The following is a 23,498-nucleotide window of genomic DNA, read 5'->3' as shown; positions in this document are numbered from 1 at the left end:
AAAGCGCTATTTTGCATTGCCAATCCACATCGCCATAAATTAACCTTTATTTACTAGCGTGTTTTAGACGCATCTTTAATGCATGGCGGTAATCAATTGACAGTAAAAAACAGTCCCAAATTTGATTTTATGGGCTTCATAATCTTCTGCCTCCTCATCTAATGACCATTTTGAATAAAAGACTCCACTTTGGCCACATCCTCTTTGCTACCAATAATTAGAGGCGTGCGCTGATGCAGTTTTTTCGGCACTACGTCCAGGATATTTACCAATCCTGTAGTTGCACGACCACCTGCTTGTTCAATTAAAAAGGCTAAAGGAGCAGTTTCATAAAGCAAGCGCAATTTACCTTCTGGTTTTTGAATTGTGCCTGGATAGAGAAATACACCGCCTTGAACTAAAATTCTATGGATGTCGCTGACCATTGCCCCACTGTAACGGGCAGTGTAGCCTTCTGTACGATGCACGTAGCGGATGTATTCGCGGATTGATTCTTCCCACTGCCAAAAGTTGCCTTCGTTAACACTATAAACAGGGCCGTGGTTAGGAATCTTGATGTTTTCTTCTGTGAGAATAAATTCTCCCAAGCTGGGATCAAGGGTAAACGAATGAACCCCATTAGCTATAGTATAAACCAGCATGGTGCTGGGCCCATAGAGTATGTATCCAGCAGCGATTTGTTTGTGTCCGTTGCTGAGTAGGTCAATTGCTTGACCATCACTATCGGTTCCTTCTTGTTGACGAATGGAAAAGATGGAACCTAAACTGAGGTTGGTATCAGTGTTTGATGAGCCATCAATGGGGTCATACAGTAGGGTATAGCGACCAATGGGACAATTTTCAGGTATGTAATAAGGTTGTTCCATTTCTTCGGAAGCTAGGCGACAGACTAAGCCGCTTTGCTTAAACACTGAGATAAAAACATCATTGGCATAGACATCCATCTTTTTGACGGATTCTCCTTGCACATTGACTTCTCCAGTAAATCCGAGAACCCCTTCCATTAAACCTGCACGGCTGAGGCGGCGAGCAATTAATTTGCCTGCAAGACCGATACGATTCATCAGCGCGCTCAAATCTTGTGCATCTGGCGAAAAACTTTGAAGTTGCTGTAGAACGTGACGAGATAAAGTTGTACAATCACGATCTAAGCTTCTATCTGTAGCGTCGTTAATAGACAATTCTAAAGATTCTGGCGTTTTAGCCATTTTTGTGTTCCCCTTGGTGACTGGCTATAAGTTGGGTTAGTCAGGTTGTATATCGCAATTTATAGTTGCTGCCTCTATCTTAGAAAGGTAATTCTCTAACTGAGATGTGATTTTAGATAAACTAAAGAAATGCAGGTCTTGCACTGTCCAAGAGGCTGCTGCTGTGGTAGTCGTTTCCCTGGCTGGGGAGGAGTATGCACTTCAATACTAGATAAAGAGCTTAAGTAAATTTATTTAATAAAATTTATTTAAAATTAGTAAAAAAAGACTAGTTGTGAAATTGGTCTGCTGCTCACAACTAGTCTGGTTATTGCTTGTACTATTGTTTTAGTTTTAATTATTGTTAGTAGATTTGTGCAACCCACTATATTGCATAACTAAAAAACAATGTGCTATTGTGGATATTCAACTTCATTAATACTCTTGTTTTTTCGACCAATTACCTCGTCGGTTGTTATTTTCCTCTCGCGGTTTGGCTTTATTGACTCTGAGTTGACGACCCATCCATTCTGCCCCATCTAATTCAGTAATAGCAGCATCTTCTTGGGCATCTTCCATCATCTCAACAAAAGCAAAGCCGCGCATACGCCCTGTTTCGCGGTCAGTAGGTAGTACAACTCTTTTAACTTCACCGTAATCTGCAAATACGGCTTTCAAATCTGCTTCGGTGGCGCGGTAGGAGAGGTTTCCAACGTAAATAGTCATGTGGGATCAGGTAATTTTCAACAAAAAGCGATTAGTTCAGATGGAAAACAGATTTAAACAAATTGCAAATCTTGCATAGTCTGTTCTGATTGACTAATGGCAACATCGTGGGGCAGCAACCATAATGATGCCATAAACTTCAACTAAACTGACCATGTGGCTGAACTTACGCATACGCTCATATAATAACTGATCGTGACATTTTTCAAAGTATGGGAATTTACAAACCCCAATAACACAGAATTAGTCAATCTTATATATTTTATAATTTGGAAGCTGTTGTGTTATGATTCTAAGATTTAGAATTGCTGAAATAAACTTTCTTAACACATATACGACTTAAAGACAAGTAAATATAGTGGTAATAATTCATAAATCGTAGGTACATAAAAATAAGGGTTTCGGCTATTGTTTGCGTAAGCCCTGAGCAGAATTGCAAATATTTTAGAGATACAAGTCCTGATCATCTTAAGTAAATTAGGACTTAATGCATTGTCATATTTTTTTCGTGTGGGTTGTACTGGCTCCTTTTGCCTCTTGACTGCAATAGCAAAATATGTGTGTCAGTTGCGTAAGTCTTGCAAATGTCAAGTTACAGTTAATTAAAAAACTCACCTGCAACCCCCCTGATCAAGGAATAGAGGCAAGTTACAGGTGAATAATGATGGCTCAATTTTGTTAAAAGATTAACTGGATTTGAGATTAATCAAAGAAAATTTACTCGATCGCAATTGACTGAGGGCCAGTAGCTTTACCATTATGCACCTCAGTAGTTGAGGAAGAATAACTGCCGGGACGGATCTGTTGATCTAACCAGCTTTTAACGGGATCGTCTGCAAGGTTGAGTCGAAGTACACCAGAAACAAACCCACCCAAAAAAGAGGCTGGGTGCTGGATAAATTGTTTAAAGATTGGTGACAATTCATCAATAAACATGAAGACTCTCCTGGCACTGCCGTAACAAAAATTATCACTTCTTAATTAATCGTAACGTGGGGGATTGGGAATTGGGAATTGGGAATTGGGAATTGGGAATTGGGAATTGGGAATTGGGAATTGGGAATTGGATTCTACTATTAGTCATCACATCTCACCCATTACCCATTACCCATTACCCATTACCCAGTCCCTATGAAATTGGTTGCTGATCTGGAAACATACATTTATCAGAGTCACAACCACTAGGGCCAGCTTCTGTGAGTTCACCTGAATCATAGCGGCTAAGAACTGCACAGAAATCATCTGTTTTGCGTCTGGCTTTAACCTGTTGACTCAAATGTTCGTAAGTTGCTTTATCTATTGGTTCAAACGGCAAACGCGGGAATGATTGTAAATCATCAAAACGAGCTAAAAGGGCAGCTGAGATATATCCTTCATCATTAGCGATCGCATCATATATCCTTTGCCCAAGAATTTCTACTTCATCAGACCGCAGTTCTAAAGTAGCAGATGTGTTGTGGGTGACATAGTGTTGCTGCACTTGCATAACGAAATCGAGTTGGGCTAAGACGGAAAACTTAGAAACATCGATTTCATCTGCGCCTGGTAAATCAGCCCAAGGTACGGAAACAGGGATTTCCACCAACCATTCACTGACGCGAGAATCAAAGGGATCATTTAATAAATTACCTTGTTCATCTTTGTCAGACTGCGAAGGAATCACATTGTAACCGTAGTCAATACAAGCTAAGGCTACTGGGTCATTTTTGCGGAAAGTGATGCGGCGAATAAACCTTTGGGCTTTGGGGGGGTGCCAGCCGGAACTCGCACCAGTTAGTAAAGCTTTGGTACCACTGGGCTGTACTGTTGTGCAGCGATTGGGGCGTTTGAGATGATGGCGATCGCAGTAATCCCAAATCACTCGATGTACAGTTTCTCTCCAGAAACTTAAATATTTCTCTTCCTCACGCTTAAAGGCTAATCCTTGGGCAGTTGCGGGTCTACCTTCAGCCCACCAACGCAACCAATCAACACCAAAAGCATGAACAAAGAAATCAAATAAACCTGTGAAAGAAACACCCACAATTGGGTCTAATTCTCTGCTTGCTTGATAGCGGGGTTCTAGGAATTGATGATTTAAAAGTGCGGCTACAGATAACGCCCCAGCAGTGAAAGCCTCCTCTTGTTCTTTATAGTTATATGGGTCAATTTGATTCAGATGAACCTCTGATAAATTGCAGTGAAAGTTACTACCGATAATTTCCATTTTTGTTAACCTAAAGGCTTTTTATCCTCTAGTTCTACGAGTTCTTAATTCCTCGTAGATCCGACTATATTTTCTACTAAGATTGAAAACAATATTAGTAGCCGGGGACTCGTGGAGCCGTTTTGATAACGGGGGTAAAACCCAGATTCTATTCTTTTTAAACCTGATATATTTCTGGTTGAAAAAGGTTCACTCTCTAGTCTGTACGGTGTCAAAGGCCTTTTATTTCCTTTGATTACCTCGGTATTCCCAATCCCAGGGTTCACCGATTTTCTCCGGTGTTTAACGTGAGGCAAAATTACTTACCACACGGATTTAGCCCATAGCGAGCTAAACGATGTTCTAACTCATTAGCATCAAGGTTGGGATAGTGTTCTTGCAACCACTGCTTTGCTGTTCCTTGGTTATAAGCTTCCAAGAAATCAACTTTTAATGCTTGTGTTGTTAGCAAATCACAGTTTGCTCTAGCTGCTGCTTCACCAGCCCATTGAATTGCACCTTCGCCACTGTAATATTGTTTGCGAACAGCATCAACACATTCTTCTAATGTTGGTTTGCGGTGAAAAACTCTGGTATGGTTTGCCATCCTCAAAGCATCACGCTTTGGATCAATTCGCCAGTTGCCTTGTTCATCTTGCTGCCACAAGTTATCCTTAGCAGTAGCTCCTAATTGATCGTCAGCATTGAACTGACGCATCCCCGCGCTTCTTCTAATATTGCCTGCAACGATTGTTACCGCAGCTTCATCAATTAATAGACAGCATTCAACTGAATTTAATTGCCGTCCTACAGCTTGATTGAGGATGGATGCACAACGCTGATAAAGTCCAGGCAATTTTACAGGATTAGCAACACCGCCGAAGCCGTTAAGAGTTTCTCCTGCTTGACGGACATCACTAATATCAACTAATACTTTAACTTCATTAGAAAAGCGTTCATCCGTGGAAAGTTCTAATAAAGTTTGATAGGATTCTACCCAACCTTCACGACTATCTCCAACGTGAATAGTGACACTATTACCTTCTATATGGATTTCAGTATATTCACGCCGCAAGTGCTTAGGAGTACTACCAATTTCACCTTGTACAGTGACATGCAAGTGATTACGTATGGGGGGTAACTGATTAATATATTGTGGTTCTATGACAGCTCCTGTACCACAGCCCATCATTGCTAGATCCATCATTAACCCGAAGGCTTTCCAGTCCTGTAAGTTGGTGGAAGTGCAATTGTAAGCCCCGGAAAAGTTTTTTGGTTTGGCTACCCAATCTGTACCGCCAACCCATAACCAGCGGCCACTGGGCAAAGCTTTCAGGTTTTGTTGCATTTCCTTGAGTATGGCTACTTCATCTGGGCGTAGCTTACCCAACTCTATCAAGCCTTGGAGAGTGCGATCGCATACCTCATCCCATGTTTCTCTCAAGCCTGCCTTTGTACGGCGACTATAAGTTCTAAAAAATACGGGATTAGCAGCAGGTGCAGTTTCTGGAAACTGTGTACTCTGACGTTTTCTTTCAAGCTCTCGAACCATATATCAGGTCTTGTTGCGTGCGAACAGATTATGACTATACGCCAAGTAGATTTAGGATTAAAGATTGTCAAATTGTCCACTTTGCGCTACCTCTACAAAGGTACTAATTGCAACATAACTTTATGATGTATAATATCAGCCACCCTGAGGTAAGCTGATATCTCAAGTTGCAATTAGTACTTTATAAGCGACAGTATAAGGAGTAAATTCTTTTCATGCTCCTATCTGCGGGGGAATTTATAAGTAAATCTTAAGTAAGTAATTTATAATTCCTAATTACTAAATTTAGATTTTATTAAGGTTGCTCAGTTTGAATCTAAAACCGACTTTATCCAAAATTCAGAATTTGGTTGTCCTGATGTGTTAAAACTTAGGTTTTTGACAAAAGCCGGAAATTTTGCCAGCTTAGCTAGCTAATTGCTTTATATTTGTGGAATATTGATGTATTATAGGTAAAAATAACTGAAAATTAAAGCTTAAGTACTAAAACACTAAAGATAAAATTTTTAATTATTAATTTTTATTCATTTTTAGTGAAAGTTGAAATTTAAGTTTTAATTTCTTAGCTTTGCTGATGCACAAATAGGAAAATCAAATCATGGTTAGCGATTTTAAAAAGCGGAAGTTGGCAAATCTATTTAAATTGTAGGATAGAGACAATAGCCAATTTTTAGAAGAAAAAGACTTTACTGAAGGTGCAGCACGCTATGCTCAACGAATAGGAATAGAGCCTGAATCAGATCAAGGTCAAAAATTGCTTGAGATAGAACTAATAATTTGGAATAACATCAAGAGATTTGATACAGATGGCGATGGTAAAGTAAACCTCGATGAATATGCTGAAGGTGATGAAGCTATAATTAACGAAGGAATTTTGGTATCGTTGAATAGGCTGTGGTAGCACGACCTGGCTAAAATAGTGTATTGATAAACCACAGAGGCACAAAGACACAGAGATATTCAGAAAAATTTATGCACTAAATTAGTCCGGTCATGCTGGTTAGTTTCAGCAAACGGCGATCGCGTTGCGAGAAAATGGATTAAGTCTAGCTCAAGGATTGAAGTAACTAAAAGTTTCTGAGAGGTAATCAGCAGCAGCAGCTACAACTGCGATCGCACTTTCGTAGTCTAGACGTGTTGGGCCTAAAACTCCTACACTCCCTACTGGTACAGAACCTCGGCGATAAGTAGAAGAAATTAAGGTGCAGGTACGTATCGGTTCTAATGGGTTTTCTGCGCCAATGCGAACCGTTACCCGTGGCTTACGCGGTTCTTCCACTTCTGGCTCTTCAAAGATTAATCGCCACAGTTGGTCTTGTTCTTCTTCCAATAGCTGGATCAGCGTCTGCACTTGCTGTAATTGAGAAAATTCTGGCTGACGCAAAACTTCTGCTACACCGCGAACCATAATTTGTGTGGCATTCGGCGCAAGGCTACGACGGCTTAATTCTACAACTGAATTTTTCAAGAATTCGCCGTAACGTTGGAACTCCCGATCTAATTGACTCCAGTCCAGATTGGCTATTTCTAACAAACTCCGCCCCCGCAAGTGGCTATTCAAGAAGTTAGAAACAATCTGTAACTCCCTGTCTGTCACATCTTTTTCCAGTTTGTCTTCCTGCCCTGGTGGTAAATCCAGCAACTTGGAATGGGTTTCATAACTATCTGTTACCACAATTAGCATGATCCGCCCTGGTTCAATTTGCACTAATTGCAGATGTCGCAAACTTGCTGTTGTGGTTTGTGGCATGGTAATCAAGCTAATGCACCCGCTCAAGGTTGCTAAGATTTGGGCGGCTCCTTGCAATAGGGCTTCTAAACTCCAATCCTCCCAATGAAGTCGCTGTTGCAGTGTTAGTTCTGCCTCTTTTGCCAATAGTTCTGAAGGTGTAATTAGCTGGTCAACATAAATGCGGTAGCCTGAGTCTGAAGGTACTCGTCCAGCAGAGGTATGCGGTTGGTAGAGTAAGCCAGATTTTTCTAACACGCCCATCACATTACGAATTGTTGCTGAGCTAACACCTAGGTCATACTCCTCGACTAGAGCTTTTGAACCAACAGGCTCAGCCGTAGCGATATAGTGACGTACCGTTGCCCAAAGTATATGCTGTTGTCGATTTGTCAACTGGACTTCCATAGGGTATGCTTTGCTTGATGCAAAATTTAATCAAACTTAAAAAAAATTGAGTTTTTAAACGAAAAAGATTAATATTGGTTAAATAAGATAGCAAGATATTTAGTTATATTCTAGTTTCTAACAAGAAAAATCTGATATTGCTATCTCATCTAATTCAACTGCTGTCAGTAAAGCTACTACTGCAATCTACAATTATTCAGTTTATATAAGTACTATTGCATAAATTTATCTATTAAAGCTGTATTTTAAGATACTGATTTCTACTGCCACTTAGGTGTATTTTAGTGATAGAGACATTCCTTTGCAGAAGATGAGAGCCTTTTGCAAGGTAACCTAAAACTTTTAAGTGTTGTATTAAATATAGCATTGCTCAGACGGAAGAGTCAGTTTTGGATGAGCAATGCTATTTTTGATGGCTGCCCTGATGTACTAATATTTGGGAATCGAAGGGTCTACTAATTGAGAGTAGGCATCAATGCCCCCTGCAATATTTTTAACATTCGTAAATCCTTGAGCAACTAACCACTGACACATCTGGGCAGAGCGCATACCGTGGTGACACAGCACAAGAGTTTCAGCATGGGGATTAAACATGGTTGGGACTTGTTCGCCCCATTCGGCAAATTCACTCAATGGTAGGTTGACAAAGCCCTCAATGCTAGCGATCGCCAACTCTTGTGGTTCTCGCACATCCACTAACTGTATACTCGCATCACCAGTAGCTAGACGTTGTGCTAGCTCCTGTACACTAATCTGAGTAATGGGTTGATCAAAAGAGTTCGCTGTCATGAGGTTTTTGTAGACAATCCGATATTATTTATGGTGACAGAAAATCTGTACCCTGGCATAAGCATTTCTTGAAGATGACTGATGACTAATGGCTGTTGGTCTGGAGTTGATGTGTAATACCAATTGGAAAAATGATTACCACAGATGGATTGACAAAAACCTAACACAAAGGGTGATTCCCAATCCCAAATCTCAAATCCATAATCCAAAATGGTATGAGTTTTCAGAGTGTATCCTTTATACTTTTTTTTGATTATGTCTAATGTCAATAGGCAACGCTCATTATTTGGTTTTATAGTAGCTGGTGCGATCGCGCTGCTAGTGATTGTTATTTTTGGCTTTTATTGGATTTTTGCCAAAAGTCCGGTTAACGTGATCACCTCTAATTCTCAACCTGGTGCTGCCATATTTGTGTCAAAACTTGCTCCGGCGATGGTGTCGTTGCTGGTAAATCCTGACCGTTTACAGACTTTAGATGGTAAAGGAGAATTATCTCAACTTAAAACTAGCTTATTAGCTAAGAGTGGCATAGATTACAAACAAGACATTCAACCCTGGTTAGGTAATGAAATTACATTGGCTGTCACCACTGAAGATATGGATCGCGATTTAGAGAACGGTAAACAACCAGGGTATTTAATGGCACTAGCAACTAATAACTCAAAAGCAAGTCAGGAGTTTGTAGAGTTGTTATTTTCTAAGCGAGTGTTAGCTGGAACTAACTTAGCGGTGGAACAATACGAAGGTGTAAAACTGCTTTACGAAGATTCTCAACCACAGCAAGAAGGACTTGCAGGCGCAGTTGTTAATAACTTTGTGTTATTTGCCAACGATCGCAAAGTGCTGCGAGATGCAATTAATAATGTCCAAGCACCCGATCTGAATTTAACCAGTTCTCCCCGATACCAAAAAGCTACGGAAAAATTGCCTAAAGGATCTGTCGCGGCGGCTTTCCTCAATCTTCCCACAGTGGCACAATGGCAAGGATTAGAATTGCCACAAGCAACTTACGACAGCGAAATTATTGCTTTGTCATTGAACCCTAAAGGCTTGTTAGCAGAAACTAGTTTTCTCAGTTCATCAGCAACTGTTCCGCCATCTCAACTACTAACTAAACCAGTAAAAGCACTGCAATATATTCCAGCATCGGCAGGTTTAGCAATTTCTGCCTCAGATTTGAGTAATTTAAATGACAGCAATTTAGCTCAACTTTGGGCACAAGTGAAAACAGCAATATCTGGTTCCAAAACAGATGTAATTTCCAGATTGGTACAACCTTTAGCAGATATCGAGAAAAGCAAAGGCATCAACTTAAAAGAGGATATCTTTAGCTGGGTAAAAGGAGAATACGCCATTGCATTGTTACCTCGTGAGGGTCAGATAAATCCCGATTGGATTTTTGTAGTAGAAAAAATAGAGGGTGTACCAGAAGGGATTTCTCGTTTAGATGCGATCGCTACAGCAAATGGACTTAGCAGCAGTTCCTTCAATCTCGGTGAACAGAAAATCTTTGCTTGGACAGATTTAATCGCCACTACTAAAAGCGATACCAAAGACCGACCATCATACAACATTGCAGCCAAAGTACAAGCAGTACATACAACCCTAGATAATTATGAAATTTTTGCCTCCAACCTAGAGACAATAGATGAAGTCTTGACAATCAAGAAAAATTCCCTAGTTGACAATCCTAGTTTCCAAAATAGTATCGCTGCCATTCCGCAACCTAACCAAGGCTATGTCTATCTCGATTGGAAAACAAGCCAGCCTTTGTTAGAACGTCAATTACCGATTCTCAAACTCATAGAAATTTTCGGCAAACCGTTTTTCAGCAACTTGCGATCGCTGACAATTAGTACTTACAACAGTGATACAGAATCACTCAAAGGCGGCGTTTTCTTGCAATTCTATGAATAATTGTTGCGCCTGTTGCCTGGTTGCAAGCAGGGAATGGGGTTTCAAAGGCTATCGACCTTTCGGGGAGAGGTTTGGAGAGGGGTTCTTAGTATAGTTTTCGACTTTCCAAACTTCCTCTAAGTAAATGAAGCCTAACCTTACAGGAAATTTGTATAACTAATGAAAAAGGTGGCACATAAATTAAAATTGCCAGATAATTTTTTTACTAAAATATGTATATGTCATTACAATTTTAAAAGCCCGTTGGAGGGCTACTATGAAATATTATCGCCCTCGACTTGATTATCGAAGTGGTTGCTTGTTAGCTGTAATAGCTGCTATAACTGCTACACCTGTGATAGCACAAACAACTAACTTTGGAACTTTTAGCTTGTTACCAGGCTTTGATCAAGCTAAGGGAAAAGTTGCAGGTTATACAGGTGGATCTTACCCATTGTCTGCCATAACTAACCGCGATCGCGCTCAAAACCCCTGTATTGGCTTTGCCGATCCCAAACCAGATCATATTATGATTTTGGAAAAAGACTTTTATCACCTAAAAATATTAGTTAACAGCAGCAACTACGATACGACTTTACTAATTAAAGGGCCAGCAGAAAACATTGTTCGTTGTGGTGATGACACTGGCAAGAAGAAAGATGCTAGCATTGATGACCAAAACTGGAAAAAAGGAACCTATCGAATTTGGGTTGGAACTTTTGCCCCTGGAGTTGAACGGAATTACACTTTGACAGTGCAGCAGTGAAGTGGAGAGTGGGGACTGGAGGTGCAGGGATGCAGAGGAGAATTAAGTAATTCCACATAACTAATTCCACATAACTAATTCCCCATTCCCAATTCCCCATTCCCCTTCGGGTGACGCTCCTGCGTCGCTAACGCTGCGAAGATCGCCAGTCGCTCATGGGGGACTCGGGGCCCCCACGACCGAAAGGGAGGAGCCACTGCGTTGGACGGGTTCCCCGGCTTGAAGCAAGTGGCGTTGGGGATTGGGGGAGAACCCCCAAGACCACGCTGGCTCACCAATTCCCCATTCCCAATTTTTTAGAGTGAACACTTGGGACGATAATATGGGAGAGTAGCTCGTTTTGCTTTCCGAGGGTATTATCTCGTGCTATCTACACTCCGTGCTGACTTTCGTATCATATTTGAACGTGACCCAGCTGCCCGTAACTGGTTGGAGGTCTTGTTTTGTTACCCCGGTTTGCAAGCCCTGGTATTTCATCGGCTAGCTCACTGGCTATATGATGTTGGTCTTCCCTTTATTCCCCGGCTGATTTCTCATATAGCTCGGTTTTTGACTGGAATTGAAATCCACCCAGGTGCAACCATTGGACATGGTGTGTTCATCGACCACGGTATGGGTGTGGTGATTGGGGAAACTGCGATTATTGGTGACTATGCTTTGATTTATCAAGGTGTTACCCTTGGGGGGACTGGTAAAGAAAGCGGCAAACGCCATCCGACTCTAGGTGAAAATGTTGTAGTTGGGGCTGGATCTAAGGTATTAGGAAATATCCAAATTGGTAATAATGTCCGTATCGGTGCAGGTTCAGTTGTTCTGAGAGATGTACCTTCTAATTGCACAGTTGTGGGTGTACCTGGTCGCATTATCTATCGTTCTGGAGTGCGGGTCGCCCCTCTAGAACACAACAACTTACCAGACTCGGAAGCTGAAGTGATTCGCGCTTTAGTTGACCGCATTGAATGGTTGGAAGAACAAATCCAAACTTTACAACGCGTGCATTCTCCTGAAAAAACTCCTGTGTTGGTAGGTGCTGCCAACTCTCACGAAGATCATTTATCCCCAGATGCTCCTGCGTGTAATCTTAGAGATAAAACAATACAGCAGTTTCTAGATGGTGCGGGTATCTAAAATAATTCGTAATTGATAATACCCTACCCTGCGGGAACGCCTGACGGCGAAGGGAAGCCGCTATCGCGTCTACGTAATTCGTAATTGAATTAATAGACATCAAAATACCCAACTAATTCAAGACCACCAATTTAAGAGTTTGATGGGGAACTTAAACCCAGAATTACGAATTAGTAATTAGTTAATCGCTTCTGTTTAGCTGCGACAAATCTGGGTTGATGATCACTGATGACTGATGACTGATAGCTGATGACTATTGACTATTGACTGTTCAAGGATTAACTTCTTTGCTAGACCACTGTTGATTTTCATCACGCTGATAAATTTTTCTATTTTGCGGTTCACCTCGTAATTCCAAATGGTCTACCTGCATTGGGTCAAGTAGCAATAGGCAAAAATTTGCTAGTGGTTGTGTGGGGTTTGGTGGTGGCGGTGCAAAGGCTTCTGGTGTTGCGTCTCTGGGTTTACCAGGATGGGGCCAGGCAAACTGTATACGACCTGCATCACTGAGTTCTTGCCAGCTAGTGATTCTGGCTGGCTGTAAATTAGGGTGATTGTCACTTCCTACTAAAGTTAAGCAGCCATTGATGCGGAATTGTTCTCTTGTATTGGGAAAGTACCAACAAATCTCTGCCCAAGGTTGTTGCTGTATGTGGTCAGCTTTCTCACTGCGGCTATCGGTGACAAATTTTAGCTGGTTGGTATCTTGGAGAAAACCACGAAAGACCACGGTACGATTAGCAGGACGATTGTTTGCCCCTATGGTTGCTAGTTGCAGGTAACGGGCGTAAACAAGACTACGGTTGCGATGAAGGGCATGAGCGATCGCACCTCGCCAAGGAGCAAGAGACATTGTAAAATTTCATTTCGGTGAATACAAACTAGTTATACCATTTTGGATTTGGGATTTTAGATTTTGGTGTGCTGGCTGCTTGATACCGGGAAACCCTTCCACTGTTTGGGTTTAGCAAAATTTATTACCCGCAACAGCCATTTGTTCAAGTTGGGTGCAAGAATTTGATCAACGCGATCGCTCACAATCAAACAATTAGCCTGATTGCTTGCGAGAAACACCAAAATGAGTGCGTGATCTACTGAAATGAGTAAGCATTCAAGCATATTGCTTGCGAGAAACACCAAAATGAGTGCGTGATCTACTGAAATGAGTAAGCATTTATAGTAAATGAGTAAGCATTCAAGCATATTGCCTGCGGAAAACACCAAAATGAGTAAGCAAACAGGCTAAACAAGTAAGCAAACAGGATAAATGCCTACTCATTTCGGTAAAATTAGCAAGCAAACAGGCTAAATAATAAAGTAATATAACTGATTGCTTATTAAAAGCAAATAATTTTCCGTTAATTCGCACAAGCAGGCTACCTTCTGCGGATTTCCCAAAGCAGAATCACCTCTTAAAACTAATTAGATGCAATTATGGTGAGAAAAATTACTTTTGGATTGATATGGATAGGAGTTCTTGCTTATGCGTTCCTGCTTGCTCCTCCCGAACAGCCTGGTACATTTGAGTTGATTAAAAACTTGTCAATTGGTCAGTGGGAAGGCATTAACCCATTAGTCATAGCACTATTTAATATTATGGGCATTTGGCCTTTAATCTACAGCGCAGTAGTTTTTATTGATGGTAAAGGGCAAAAAATACCTGCTTGGCTTTTTGCTACAGTTTCTTTCGGAGTTGGTGCTTTTGCTCTTTTACCTTACCTAGCTTTACGAGAACCAAATCAACAGTTTATTGGTAAAAAGAATGCTTTGTTAAAGCTGCTAGATTCTCGTGTAACTGGCTTTGTGCTAACCATAGCGTCAGTTATTTTAGTTGCCTTTGGATTACAAGGAGATTGGGGAAATTTCGTGCAGCAGTGGCAAACTAACCGTTTCATTCATGTAATGAGTTTAGATTTTTGTCTACTTTGCCTATTATTTTCAGCATTAATTACAGATGATATGGCGCGTCGTGGATGGAAAGATTTGCAGTTATTCCGGTTAATAGCTTTGATTCCACTCTTCGGGCCATTGATTTATTTGTGTGTGCGCCCACCTGTACTAGAGGTAGTTCAAGAGACTATACCTAATCAAGAACAAACAATTACTAAATAATCAAATTTGGGATTAGGGAATTGGGAATTGGGAATTGATTTAGTTATTCTCTCCCTCATCCCCCTCATCTTTCTCATCTCCCTCTGCTATTACTACTCAACAGCTACAGCACCTACACCATCTCTGACGAGATGACCATCTTCCATGTAGACGATGCGGTCGGCAATATCTAAGATGCGGTTGTCATGGGTTACAAGCAATATTGTACAGCCTTGCTCTTTGGCTAGTTTCTGCATTAATTCCACGACATCGCGCCCAGATTGTTTATCAAGTGCGGCTGTGGGTTCATCTGCCAAGACAATTTTAGGTTGACTAACTAGCGCACGAGCGATCGCTACCCGTTGTTTTTGTCCCCCTGACAAGTTATCTGGGTAATAATTCAGGCGTTGTCCCAATCCTACAGCTTCGAGCATGGCTTGCGATCGCCTGAGCATTTCTTGGGGCGAAATTTTTGGTTGCACTTCCAAACCCATTCGCACATTTTGAATTGCTGTCAGGCTACCATGCAGGTTATGGGCTTGGAAAATATAACCGTTGCTTCGTCGTGCTTGTGTCAGTTCTTTGCTACTAGCATGACAAAGTTCTCTGTCTAAAACTTTTAAACTGCCAGACTGGGCAGAACGCAAACCGCCGACTAAGGTCAACAATGTAGTTTTTCCAGAACCCGAAGGCCCAGTCATAATCACAATTTCGCCAGCATTAATTTCCAAATTAATATTAAATAAAACCTGCTTTCGTAGTTGTCCCTTCCCAAAAAAATGATCAAGATTTTCAATAGAAATAACAGCAGCCATAATAATTTTAGATTTTAAATTTTGGATTAAATATTATAAATTCAACCCATTCCCAATTCCCAATTCCCAATTCCCAATTCCCAATTCATTAAAACATATCCGCAGGGTCAGCAGATTGTAATTTGCGAGTTGCTATTGCTCCAGAAATACCGCACATAATAATTGTTAATATTAAAACAGTTAACGCTCTAGCTAAAGTCATATATACAGGTAAATCTGTAGCCTTTCGAGTCAAGCGGTAAAGTCCTAAAGGAATTATCAAACCTGGAATAAACCCCAGCACAGCTAATATAATCGCTTCTTCAAAAACTACACCCAGCAAATATAAATTTCGATATCCCATCGCTTTAAAAGTAGCGTATTCCTTGATGTGGGCATTCACATCTGTAGAGAGGACTTGATAAACAATAATCACACCCACAATAAAGCCCATTGACACACCCAAAGTAAAAATGAAACCAATAGGGCTTTCTGATTTCCAATAATCTACTTCAAAGTTGATAAATTCCTCACGGGTTAGTACTTTTACATCTTCACTTGGGAGATAGGCTTTTAATGATGCTGCAACTTGTTTAAGGTCATAGCCTGGTTGAATATAAACTAAACCCAAATTAATACTTCCTGCTAATTGTCGAGGAAAGATACGTAAATAATTATCCTCGCTAGAAATTAATGTGCCGTCTGCACCAAAAGATGCTCCTAATTTAAATAAGCCATCAATGGTAATGGTGCGTTTATCAACTTCTGTAGTGACAGAATTACCTGCATCAATTTGGGCAAAAGCTTTATCGTATTGTCCTCTGGCTCCCCGGTCAAAGATAAAGGTATCAGGTAGCTTAATCTTATCTAACTGAGCGTTGACTTCTGGTAAATTTAAGGCAGGTTCATCAGGATTAAACCCGATCGCTTGCAGTTGGGTTTTTCGGTGTGTTTGAGGATTTTTCCAAGTTACTAAACCGATATACATGGCTTGTGTTGATTTTACACCCGGTACATCACCAGCTTGAAGCAGTCGCCGCCGTGAAAAAGTAGATAAATTTTGCGTATTACGGCTTTGAGTACTCATTAAAACGATGTCTGCAAGTAAGGCGCTATTGAGCCGGGTGTTACTGTCATACAATGCATTTTGAAACCCCATCTGCATAAACATGAGGACATCGGCAAAAGCAATGCCTGACAAGGCCACTAACAAACGACTTTTATGATGGCTCAATTGCAGCCATCCCAGCGGTGTACGCCGTTGTAGTTCCTGAATAAATCCGATCACAATTCAATTACCGCCTTGACTTGCAAATTAGTAAATTTGGCGGCTTTCTCGCTGGAACGTCGATCTAACCGTACATGAACTTCTACAACTCTCGAATCAATATTTTCACTGGGGTCAGCGTTGATAATATTTTGCCGCTGTATTTTCCAGCCTACTGTATCTACTGTTCCCTGCAATTTCCCTGGTAGAGAATTGCTGGAGATTTTTACTAGTTGTTGCGGGCGGACTTTGTGGACATCACTTTGATAAACTTCGACAACTGCATACATTTGGTCGGTTTGCCCAATTTCAACAATACCTTCATCAGACACCATTTCACCGGAACGTGTATGAATGTCCAAGATTACACCATCTTGGGGCGATCGCACGTATGCTTGTTCTAGGTTTGCCTTTGCTTGCTTAGCAGCTGCTATGGTACGGCTAACCTCTACTTTTGCTGCTTCTACATCTACTGGGCGTACTTCAGCAATTTGATCTAAAGTAGCTTTGGCTGCACTGATTTGCTTGTTACCAGTGGCGTTAAGCCTAGCCAAAACTGTCTTAGCTTCAGTAATTTGCTTGCGTCCAGTACTATCAATGCGGTTAAGATTTGCTCTAGCTTCACTCAACTGTTGCGTTATCGTATCTAAACTCAGGCGCTTGCTGTCAAATACAGACTGAGAAATTGCACCTTGAGAGTAAAGCTGCTGATAGCGTTGAAATTCTACTTGAGCATTTTGGCGTTCTGCTTCTAAGCGATTTATTGTTGCCTGTTGTGCAGTTTTCTCACCTAGCCACTGCGCCTCTAACCTAGCTACTGTATCCTTTTGTGCGGTTTCTTCACCAAATGTTTGTGCTTCGATACGGGCAATCTCAGCTTTTTGGGCATCTATCTCACCTACTTTTGCACCAGCTAGCACTTTTGCTAAATTTACCTGCGCGACTTTTACCGCTTCTTGGGCTTCTTCATAAGCTGCTTGTAAGCGAGTTCGGTTATCTAAAATTGCGATCGCTTGGCCAGCTTTGACTTTAAAGCCCTCCATCACCAAAAGTGTTTCTACGCGGCTGCCTTGACTGGATGCTGGCGCTGATAGTTTAATCACTTTTCCTTGTGGCTCTAGTCTACCCAAGGCTGTCACCGTTTTTGGTTGAGGTATGCTCACTTGTTGGACGGTTGGTTGTGCTTGAACTCGCCAAAATAATCTATATAATCCTGCGATCGCAAAACCTAACGCTAATACCAGCATTAAGAGTTGGCGAAAATTAGGTTTAGGAAATCTGGAACCTTCAGTTGCCGTATGATGCACCATTAGCTCCTTACATAAATAGTAAGTAAACTAGATAGTTTAGTTAATATAGGTATAAACTAAACTGTTCATTACATTTTTGTCAATAGCCCAGTGTTAGATTTCAGGAGATGAGTGGATAAGGGAGATGAGGGGGATGAGGGAGATGAGGGGGATGGAGAGATGAGGGGATGAGGGGGATTATTACTTCCCTATCTTCTCTTCTTTATTGCTAAATACGATTTATGAACATAACAGAGTATCAGTACTGTTTCCAATTCCCAATCCCCAATTCCCAATTCCCAATTCAAAATATGAAAAACAAGAGCAAACAGATAGAAAGCAATAACCCAGACCGTTTGTTGTTAGCCGATAAAGTCGATGCTATTCTTGCTGGAGCGATGCAAGAGTTTTTGGCACATGGCTACGCTGCTACAACTATGGATAAAATCACAGCAGCAGCAGGCGTGTCTAAAACAACGGTCTACAGCTACTTTCAAGATAAGGAAGGATTATTTATCACTCTAGTTGAGCGGCTAGCACAGGAAAATTACCGAGAAGCGTTTAGCCCCCAAGACTCACAATTGTTAGTAGGAGAACCCCAGGTTGTTCTACGCCGTCTAGCATTAAATATTGTGGAGCAAATCAATCCAAAAGAAGAGTTGCTGAGTTTGGTAAGACTGATCATTGGAGAGTCTGGACGTTTTCCATCACTAGCGCAAGTTTTTGTTCGCAACGTAGACAAACCTGTTTTAGAACTTTTGTGTCAATATTTTGCAGATCATCCTGAACTGCAACTACCTGATCCAGAAGTGACTGCACGTATTTTTCTTGGTACTCTAGTACATTTTGTAATTCTTCAACATATACTGCATTGTCAGCAGATATTGCCAATGGAACGCGATCGCCTGATTGACAACCTGATTCAGTTGATAACTATTAATCAAACCCCTAAAATTGCAACTGCGGATCAGTATTCAGGAACAAGGCAGAAATCACCCAGGCGAAAGCGCACCTCGTCAGGTAAGTTTGAGATGGACTACGGTTCTGAACCAAAACATTTAAGGTCAATCAGATTGACAGATACAGCTTGGGAAAAGCTAGCAGCATTAGCAGCAGAAAATGATCTAACCAGAAGTGAAATGATTGAAATCTTTGCCCGCCAGGGCTGTTTTGATAGTCAGGAGGTAGAAAGTTAAGAGATGGAGGGATGGGGAGCAGGGGAACTCGGGGCCCCCACGACCGGAGGGAGTGGGGATTAGGGGCACAGGGGAGATGGGGAGTAGAGGACAAATAACTAATACTCAATTCCCAATGCATAATACCCAATTTCCATTTTTTGTATATACATGGTAAATTTAGGAAATTAGTTAGGCAGCTTTCTAATTTCAGTGTGATACTTCAAATTCTCCTTTTGGCAAAACTGTATATACATGGAAAAGAAAACTAATGCCATGACTTTAATTAATGGGGTAAATCTTAGCTAGCAAGTAAATAATTACTCTGTCTGGAATCATTTTACGAGTCTGTATTCTTGCACTACCCTACACCCCACACCCCACACCCCGTTCATAGCTGGAATCATTTTACGAGTCTGTATTCTTCTACATCACCCTGATAAACAAACCAGGTTTGTATAGGATTACCGCCCTCTCTAGGCTGAAGTTTTTTCTCGAAGGTTACTTTCCAGTGATCACCGCCATATTTCTTAACATCACGATCAATGGAGGTGACGAAATATAGCTCGCCTGCTCTAGCTACGTACGTTGGATCAGATTTTTTTAGGTCATCTGATTGTTGTGTACTTTGCTTAAAAATAGTAGTGCCAATATCTTTGATACGTAAAATGCTGGACATAGATGCATCTCCTGTAATTACAGTTTGCAGCTTCTGCTACTTAGCAATTTATTTTGCCAAATCATTTAGACTAATAACCAATGTTAAATCTAGCACAACAAATTTTAGCCAAAATTAAATTTAAACAGGACTTTTGACTTTGAACAATTTTTGCAAAAAAATATGACAATGCGCGTAAGTCCTATTAAATTGATTGCTGATTATGCTTTCTAGTCTGTAAGACTGTAACAATAGTCGGTAATTACAACTGCTTTGAGCCATATCAACCAGTGAACGCTCCCACCAACTCAACACAAACCCAGTCGCGCAAAGCAGATCACATCCGTATCTGCTTGGAAGAAGATGTTCAGTTTCACCAAACTACCAATGGACTAGAACGCTATCGCTTTACCCATTGTTGTCTACCCGAACTCGATCGCAATGACATCGATATCAGCACGACTTTTTTAGGCAAACATCTATTAGCACCGTTATTAATCTCTTCCATGACTGGAGGAACAGAACAAGCAGGAATTATTAACCAACGTTTAGCAGAAATTGCCCAACACTATAAAATTGCAATGGGTGTGGGTTCCCAGCGGGTAGCGGTGGAAAAACCCCAGGTGGCTGCAACCTTTGCCATTCGCAAGTATGCTCCTGATGTGCTGTTGTTTGCCAATGTGGGGGCTGTACAACTTAACTATAAATATGGCTTAGATCAATGTCTGCAAATTATCGATATGTTAGAGGCTGATGCCTTAATTTTGCACATTAATCCCCTACAAGAGTTTATTCAACCTAGAGGTGATACTAATTTTCGTGGTTTACTTGACAAAATATCTAAGTTATGTGGTCAATTAAACGTGCCTGTAATTGCTAAAGAAGTAGGCAATGGAATTTCAGCAGCGATCGCAGAGAAATTGATAGCAGCTGGGGTGACAGCTATTGATGTGGCAGGTGCGGGAGGTACTTCTTGGGCAAAAGTAGAAGGTGAAAGGGCAGAAAATGCCTTGCAACGCAGGTTGGGCAATACTTTTGCGGATTGGGGTTTACCGACAGCAGAGTGTATTACAAATATTAGAGCGATCGCTCCTAATATACCCTTAATAGCTTCTGGAGGATTGCGTCACGGACTCGATGTCGCCAAAGCGATCGCATTAGGAGCAGATATAGCTGGCTTGGCAATGCCATTCTTGCAAGCAGCAGTAGTATCAGAAGCAGCACTCCACGATTTAGCTGAGGTATTAATTGCCGAAATTACTACCGTGTTATTTTGTACTGGTAATGCTACCTTGCATCAGTTAAAACATTCTGGAAGCTTACAACGCATAGAATAAGTTAGTTGTCAGTTGTTAGTTGTTAGTTGCTATTGACCACTGACCATTGACCACTGACCACTAACCACTGACCACTAACCACTGACTCTTGAATTATGAATAACTTTATTAAACAAACTTTTGCCAGTTTATTAGGCAGCTTACTAGGACTGTTTATTTTTTGCGGTATCAGTACCACAGGACTAATCTTGCTGATATTTGCAGCTGCTACTTCTAAAGATCCTGGGCCAGAAGTGAAAGATAAGTCAGTAGTAGTTTTCGATTTGTCCATGAACATAACTGACAGGGAACCTGCCTCTAGTGAACTGCTTCAGAAGACTCTATCAGGGGAACAAGAAGATAGAATGACACTGCGTAGCGTTCTGGATGCCTTAGAAAAGGCGCGGAGCGATCGCAGAATTGTGGCTATTTACCTAGATGCAACACGCACCAGTGGAGCTAGTAATTTAGGTTTTGCTTCACTTAAGGAAATCCGTAAAGCTTTAGAGGAATGCCGTGCTGCTGGGAAAAAAGTTGTCGCCTATGGTATGGAATGGGGAAAACGGGAATATTATCTGAGTTCGGTGGCGGATACCATCGTACTTAATCCCTTGGGTATGATGGAAATCAATGGGTTAAGTAGCCAACCAATGTTCTTAGCAGGAGCATTGCAGAAGTATGGTATTGGTGTTCAAGTGGTGCGGGTAGGAAAATTTAAAGGAGCAGTAGAACCTTTTATCCTGACAAAACTAAGTCCTGAAAACCGCGAACAAACGCAGCAATTATTAGATGATGTTTGGGGAGAGTGGCGCAGTACAGTAGGAGCAAGCCGGAAAATTAACCCCCAAAAGTTACAAGCGATCGCAGATAATCAAGCAATACTACAAGCTACAGAAGCTAAATCCAATGGTTTAGTAGATCAGGTGGCTTACGCCGATCAGGTAGTTGCCGACCTGAAGAAATTAACAGCCAGCGGCAATGATGATAAAACATTTCGGCAAATTGACCTGGCTAAATACGCCCAAGTTCCTAATAAATCCATCAGTGTAGAACGCGACTCCAAAAATAAAATAGCTGTGGTTTATGCTGAGGGCGATATTGTCGATGGTAAAGGCGACAGTGGACAAGTAGGAGGCGATCGCTTTGCAAAAATCTTCAATAAACTGCGACAAGATGAACATGTTAAGGCAGTTGTACTCAGGATTAATAGTCCTGGTGGTAGTGCTACAGCAGCCGAGGTGATGCAGCGAGAAGTACGATTAACTCGTGAGGTGAAACCTGTTGTAGTATCTATGGGTGATGTCGCCGCCTCTGGTGGTTACTGGATTGCTAGCGACTCCAATCGCATTTTTGCTGAACCCAATACAATCACAGGTTCAATTGGTGTATTTGGAGTGTTATTTAATGGGCAAAAGTTAGCAAATAATAATGGTATCACTTGGGATTCAGTTAAAACTGCACGCTATGCTGATAGTCAGACAGTTGCTCGTCCAAAATCGCCTCAAGAGTTAGAACTTTACCAGCGGAGTGTTAACCGTATTTATAATATATTTATTAATAAAGTTGCCCAAGGTCGGAAAATCCCAGAACAAAAAGTGGCAGAGATTGCCCAAGGAAGAGTTTGGTCAGGTGAAGCAGCCAAACAAATTGGTTTAGTGGATGAAATTGGTGGTATGAGTGCTGCCATTGAATATGCTGCCAAGCAAGCGAATCTGGGCAAAGATTGGCAACTACAAGAATATCCCAAAGAAAGCAACTTTGAAGAACGCCTTTTCGGACATGCAGTTGAAGAGACAGGTACCGCTTTAGGAATTCAACGAGGGGAAATTAAAGCAACCGATCCGCTAACGGCTGAATTCCAAAAACTGCAACAGGAAATAGGAATTTGGCAAAAGATGAATGATCCACAGGGGATTTATGCTCGTTTACCCTTCAATTTAAAAATTGAGTAATGGGCATGGGGCATGGGGCATAGGGCATTGGTAATTTTCCTTGTCTTAGCCAGTAGGTGTGTTGTAGCGCAGCGCAACGCACCATCACTTGATTGTGTCGGTGTGTTAGGACGTTGTGTCCAGAATGCACCCTACTGGTGTGATTCTAAGTTGCATTTTGACGTAGTACAATTTCTTCGCCTCTGCTCCCCTGCTCCTCTGCTCCGAAAGCTCTCTAAGCTAGTACCTCTGAATGCAACTTGGCATGACTACCAAGCTTTCCACAATTTTATGGTGTAAAGTAGTTGAAGATTAACTACTGACTCTAATTTTTGATGCATCCATCTATGGATAGAAAAACCAAACGCCTTTTACTGCTTGTTGTTTCCTGTAGTGTAGCTGGTGTGATTCTAGGAGGTACAACCAGTTGGGCAGAGAGCAATCTTTGCTTGCGTGCTGATCAGGTTACGAGCGATTGCTTGACTCAAGACCCTATTGAAAAAACTATACAAGGAATGAGTACCGGCTTAGTAGCTGGGGCAGGGGCAGCTTTTGGTGTAGCATGGAATGCACGCCACCAAGACTAGTGGTTTGGCAACCCAAAATTTCCA

20 protein-coding genes and 2 pseudogenes are annotated in these 23,498 nt (G+C 41.3%); 9 read left to right on the top strand and 13 right to left on the bottom strand.

What is annotated here, in order from left to right:
* Window positions 1-158 precede the first annotated feature (158 nt).
* The 5 genes and pseudogenes from fbp to nrdJ (I8748_RS14010) form a co-directional block, all read right to left on the bottom strand.
* A complete protein-coding gene (fbp, locus tag I8748_RS14030) occupies window positions 159-1,208 on the bottom strand; it encodes a class 1 fructose-bisphosphatase (RefSeq protein ID WP_198125189.1) in 1,050 nt (349 codons plus the stop codon).
* A gap of 414 nt (window positions 1,209-1,622) precedes the next feature.
* Window positions 1,623-1,913: an RNA recognition motif domain-containing protein gene (locus tag I8748_RS14025; RefSeq protein ID WP_198125188.1), complete on the bottom strand. Its 291-nt coding sequence runs from the start codon at window positions 1,911-1,913 to the stop codon at window positions 1,623-1,625.
* A 717-nt stretch (window positions 1,914-2,630) separates the two neighbouring features.
* Window positions 2,631-2,849 carry a hypothetical protein gene (locus I8748_RS14020; RefSeq protein WP_198125187.1) on the bottom strand — a complete coding sequence of 73 codons (219 nt, stop codon included), beginning with the start codon at window positions 2,847-2,849 and terminating at the stop codon, window positions 2,631-2,633.
* A 193-nt stretch (window positions 2,850-3,042) separates the two neighbouring features.
* A pseudogene (gene nrdJ, locus I8748_RS14015) lies at window positions 3,043-4,116 on the bottom strand (ribonucleoside-triphosphate reductase, adenosylcobalamin-dependent); the annotation flags it as partial.
* 304 nt (window positions 4,117-4,420) lie between these two features.
* Window positions 4,421-5,650 (bottom strand): annotated as a pseudogene (gene nrdJ / locus I8748_RS14010) (ribonucleoside-triphosphate reductase, adenosylcobalamin-dependent); the annotation flags it as partial.
* Window positions 5,651-6,404: 754 nt separating this feature from the next.
* Between nrdJ (I8748_RS14010) and I8748_RS14005 the strand changes: the two are divergent.
* Window positions 6,405-6,551 (top strand): hypothetical protein, encoded by a 147-nt coding sequence (locus I8748_RS14005; RefSeq protein WP_198125186.1) that lies wholly within the window; start codon window positions 6,405-6,407, stop codon window positions 6,549-6,551.
* A 150-nt stretch (window positions 6,552-6,701) separates the two neighbouring features.
* On the opposite strand, the gene hrcA is transcribed toward I8748_RS14005, so the two are convergent.
* Window positions 6,702-7,787 carry a heat-inducible transcriptional repressor HrcA gene (gene hrcA, locus I8748_RS14000; protein WP_198125185.1) on the bottom strand — a complete coding sequence of 362 codons (1,086 nt, stop codon included), beginning with the start codon at window positions 7,785-7,787 and terminating at the stop codon, window positions 6,702-6,704.
* Window positions 7,788-8,216: 429 nt separating this feature from the next.
* A complete protein-coding gene (locus tag I8748_RS13995; RefSeq protein ID WP_096558412.1) occupies window positions 8,217-8,576 on the bottom strand; it encodes a rhodanese-like domain-containing protein in 360 nt (119 codons plus the stop codon).
* Between the two features lie 255 nt (window positions 8,577-8,831).
* Between I8748_RS13995 and I8748_RS13990 the strand changes: the two genes are divergently transcribed.
* The 3 genes from I8748_RS13990 (at window position 8,832) to cysE (ending at window position 12,366) form a co-directional block, all read left to right on the top strand.
* Window positions 8,832-10,493, top strand: a complete 1,662-nt coding sequence (locus I8748_RS13990) for a DUF3352 domain-containing protein (protein ID WP_198125184.1) — start codon at window positions 8,832-8,834, stop codon at window positions 10,491-10,493.
* A 256-nt stretch (window positions 10,494-10,749) separates the two neighbouring features.
* Entirely contained in the window at window positions 10,750-11,238 is a 489-nt protein-coding gene (locus tag I8748_RS13985) for a hypothetical protein (protein ID WP_198125183.1), read from the top strand.
* Window positions 11,239-11,601: 363 nt separating this feature from the next.
* Window positions 11,602-12,366, top strand: a complete 765-nt coding sequence (cysE, locus tag I8748_RS13980) for a serine O-acetyltransferase (protein ID WP_198125182.1) — start codon at window positions 11,602-11,604, stop codon at window positions 12,364-12,366.
* Between the two features lie 271 nt (window positions 12,367-12,637).
* Here the strand turns inward: cysE and I8748_RS13975 are convergent, their stop codons facing one another.
* Window positions 12,638-13,219, bottom strand: coding sequence for an Npun_F5749 family FMN-dependent PPOX-type flavoprotein (locus I8748_RS13975; RefSeq protein ID WP_198125181.1), 582 nt, complete (start codon window positions 13,217-13,219; stop codon window positions 12,638-12,640).
* 56 nt (window positions 13,220-13,275) lie between these two features.
* Window positions 13,276-13,485 (bottom strand): hypothetical protein, encoded by a 210-nt coding sequence (locus I8748_RS13970; protein ID WP_198125180.1) that lies wholly within the window; start codon window positions 13,483-13,485, stop codon window positions 13,276-13,278.
* A gap of 315 nt (window positions 13,486-13,800) precedes the next feature.
* On the opposite strand from I8748_RS13970, the gene I8748_RS13965 reads away from it, so the two are divergent.
* A complete protein-coding gene (locus I8748_RS13965; RefSeq protein WP_198125179.1) occupies window positions 13,801-14,478 on the top strand; it encodes a DUF2834 domain-containing protein in 678 nt (225 codons plus the stop codon).
* A gap of 92 nt (window positions 14,479-14,570) precedes the next feature.
* Here the strand turns inward: I8748_RS13965 and I8748_RS13960 are convergent, their stop codons facing one another.
* The 3 genes from I8748_RS13960 to I8748_RS13950 all read right to left on the bottom strand — a co-directional run bounded on the left by I8748_RS13960 (window position 14,571) and on the right by I8748_RS13950 (window position 17,828).
* Window positions 14,571-15,272: a DevA family ABC transporter ATP-binding protein gene (locus I8748_RS13960; RefSeq protein WP_198125178.1), complete on the bottom strand. Its 702-nt coding sequence runs from the start codon at window positions 15,270-15,272 to the stop codon at window positions 14,571-14,573.
* An 88-nt stretch (window positions 15,273-15,360) separates the two neighbouring features.
* Complete coding sequence (devC, locus tag I8748_RS13955; RefSeq protein ID WP_198125177.1) at window positions 15,361-16,539, bottom strand: ABC transporter permease DevC; 1,179 nt, start codon at window positions 16,537-16,539, stop codon at window positions 15,361-15,363.
* Window positions 16,536-17,828 carry an ABC exporter membrane fusion protein gene (locus I8748_RS13950; RefSeq protein ID WP_198125176.1) on the bottom strand — a complete coding sequence of 431 codons (1,293 nt, stop codon included), beginning with the start codon at window positions 17,826-17,828 and terminating at the stop codon, window positions 16,536-16,538. Before I8748_RS13950 ends, devC begins: the two co-directional genes overlap by 4 nt.
* A gap of 290 nt (window positions 17,829-18,118) precedes the next feature.
* Here I8748_RS13950 and I8748_RS13945 point away from each other — a divergent pair, with 290 nt between their 5' ends.
* The gene (locus I8748_RS13945) at window positions 18,119-19,003 is read left to right on the top strand and encodes a TetR/AcrR family transcriptional regulator (RefSeq protein WP_198125175.1); all 885 of its coding nucleotides are present in this window, start codon (window positions 18,119-18,121) and stop codon (window positions 19,001-19,003) included.
* Window positions 19,004-19,385: 382 nt separating this feature from the next.
* On the opposite strand, the gene I8748_RS13940 is transcribed toward I8748_RS13945, so the two are convergent.
* Entirely contained in the window at window positions 19,386-19,661 is a 276-nt protein-coding gene (locus I8748_RS13940; protein WP_198125174.1) for a hypothetical protein, read from the bottom strand.
* 269 nt (window positions 19,662-19,930) lie between these two features.
* Between I8748_RS13940 and fni the strand changes: the two genes are divergently transcribed.
* From fni to I8748_RS13925, 3 genes are all read left to right on the top strand, one after another.
* Complete coding sequence (gene fni / locus I8748_RS13935; protein ID WP_198125173.1) at window positions 19,931-20,977, top strand: type 2 isopentenyl-diphosphate Delta-isomerase; 1,047 nt, start codon at window positions 19,931-19,933, stop codon at window positions 20,975-20,977.
* 95 nt (window positions 20,978-21,072) lie between these two features.
* Window positions 21,073-22,908, top strand: coding sequence for a signal peptide peptidase SppA (sppA, locus tag I8748_RS13930; protein WP_198125172.1), 1,836 nt, complete (start codon window positions 21,073-21,075; stop codon window positions 22,906-22,908).
* 326 nt (window positions 22,909-23,234) lie between these two features.
* The gene (locus tag I8748_RS13925; protein WP_198125171.1) at window positions 23,235-23,474 is read left to right on the top strand and encodes a hypothetical protein; all 240 of its coding nucleotides are present in this window, start codon (window positions 23,235-23,237) and stop codon (window positions 23,472-23,474) included.
* The last annotated feature ends 24 nt before the right edge of the window (window positions 23,475-23,498 follow it).

Origin of the sequence: Amazonocrinis nigriterrae CENA67, from assembly GCF_016056305.1 — a bacterium.
GTDB lineage: Bacteria > Cyanobacteriota > Cyanobacteriia > Cyanobacteriales > Nostocaceae > Amazonocrinis > Amazonocrinis nigriterrae.
Note: the sequence above shows the minus strand (reverse complement) of the source record. Positions and strands in the feature narration are given on the sequence as shown.

Coding starts and splice junctions, on each gene's coding strand:
- I8748_RS13925 (WP_198125171.1), top strand. CDS start 23,235: ATGGATAGAAAAACCAAACGCCTTTTACTGCTTGTTGTTTCCTGTAGT.
- I8748_RS13995 (WP_096558412.1), bottom strand. CDS start 8,576: ATGACAGCGAACTCTTTTGATCAACCCATTACTCAGATTAGTGTACAG.
- I8748_RS13965 (WP_198125179.1), top strand. CDS start 13,801: ATGGTGAGAAAAATTACTTTTGGATTGATATGGATAGGAGTTCTTGCT.
- fbp (WP_198125189.1), bottom strand. CDS start 1,208: ATGGCTAAAACGCCAGAATCTTTAGAATTGTCTATTAACGACGCTACA.
- sppA (WP_198125172.1), top strand. CDS start 21,073: ATGAATAACTTTATTAAACAAACTTTTGCCAGTTTATTAGGCAGCTTA.
- I8748_RS13960 (WP_198125178.1), bottom strand. CDS start 15,272: ATGGCTGCTGTTATTTCTATTGAAAATCTTGATCATTTTTTTGGGAAG.
- hrcA (WP_198125185.1), bottom strand. CDS start 7,787: ATGGAAGTCCAGTTGACAAATCGACAACAGCATATACTTTGGGCAACG.
- I8748_RS14025 (WP_198125188.1), bottom strand. CDS start 1,913: ATGACTATTTACGTTGGAAACCTCTCCTACCGCGCCACCGAAGCAGAT.
- I8748_RS13975 (WP_198125181.1), bottom strand. CDS start 13,219: ATGTCTCTTGCTCCTTGGCGAGGTGCGATCGCTCATGCCCTTCATCGC.
- I8748_RS14020 (WP_198125187.1), bottom strand. CDS start 2,849: ATGTTTATTGATGAATTGTCACCAATCTTTAAACAATTTATCCAGCAC.
- I8748_RS13970 (WP_198125180.1), bottom strand. CDS start 13,485: ATGCTTGAATGCTTACTCATTTCAGTAGATCACGCACTCATTTTGGTG.
- I8748_RS13940 (WP_198125174.1), bottom strand. CDS start 19,661: ATGTCCAGCATTTTACGTATCAAAGATATTGGCACTACTATTTTTAAG.
- I8748_RS13985 (WP_198125183.1), top strand. CDS start 10,750: ATGAAATATTATCGCCCTCGACTTGATTATCGAAGTGGTTGCTTGTTA.
- I8748_RS13990 (WP_198125184.1), top strand. CDS start 8,832: ATGTCTAATGTCAATAGGCAACGCTCATTATTTGGTTTTATAGTAGCT.
- I8748_RS13945 (WP_198125175.1), top strand. CDS start 18,119: ATGAAAAACAAGAGCAAACAGATAGAAAGCAATAACCCAGACCGTTTG.
- I8748_RS13950 (WP_198125176.1), bottom strand. CDS start 17,828: ATGGTGCATCATACGGCAACTGAAGGTTCCAGATTTCCTAAACCTAAT.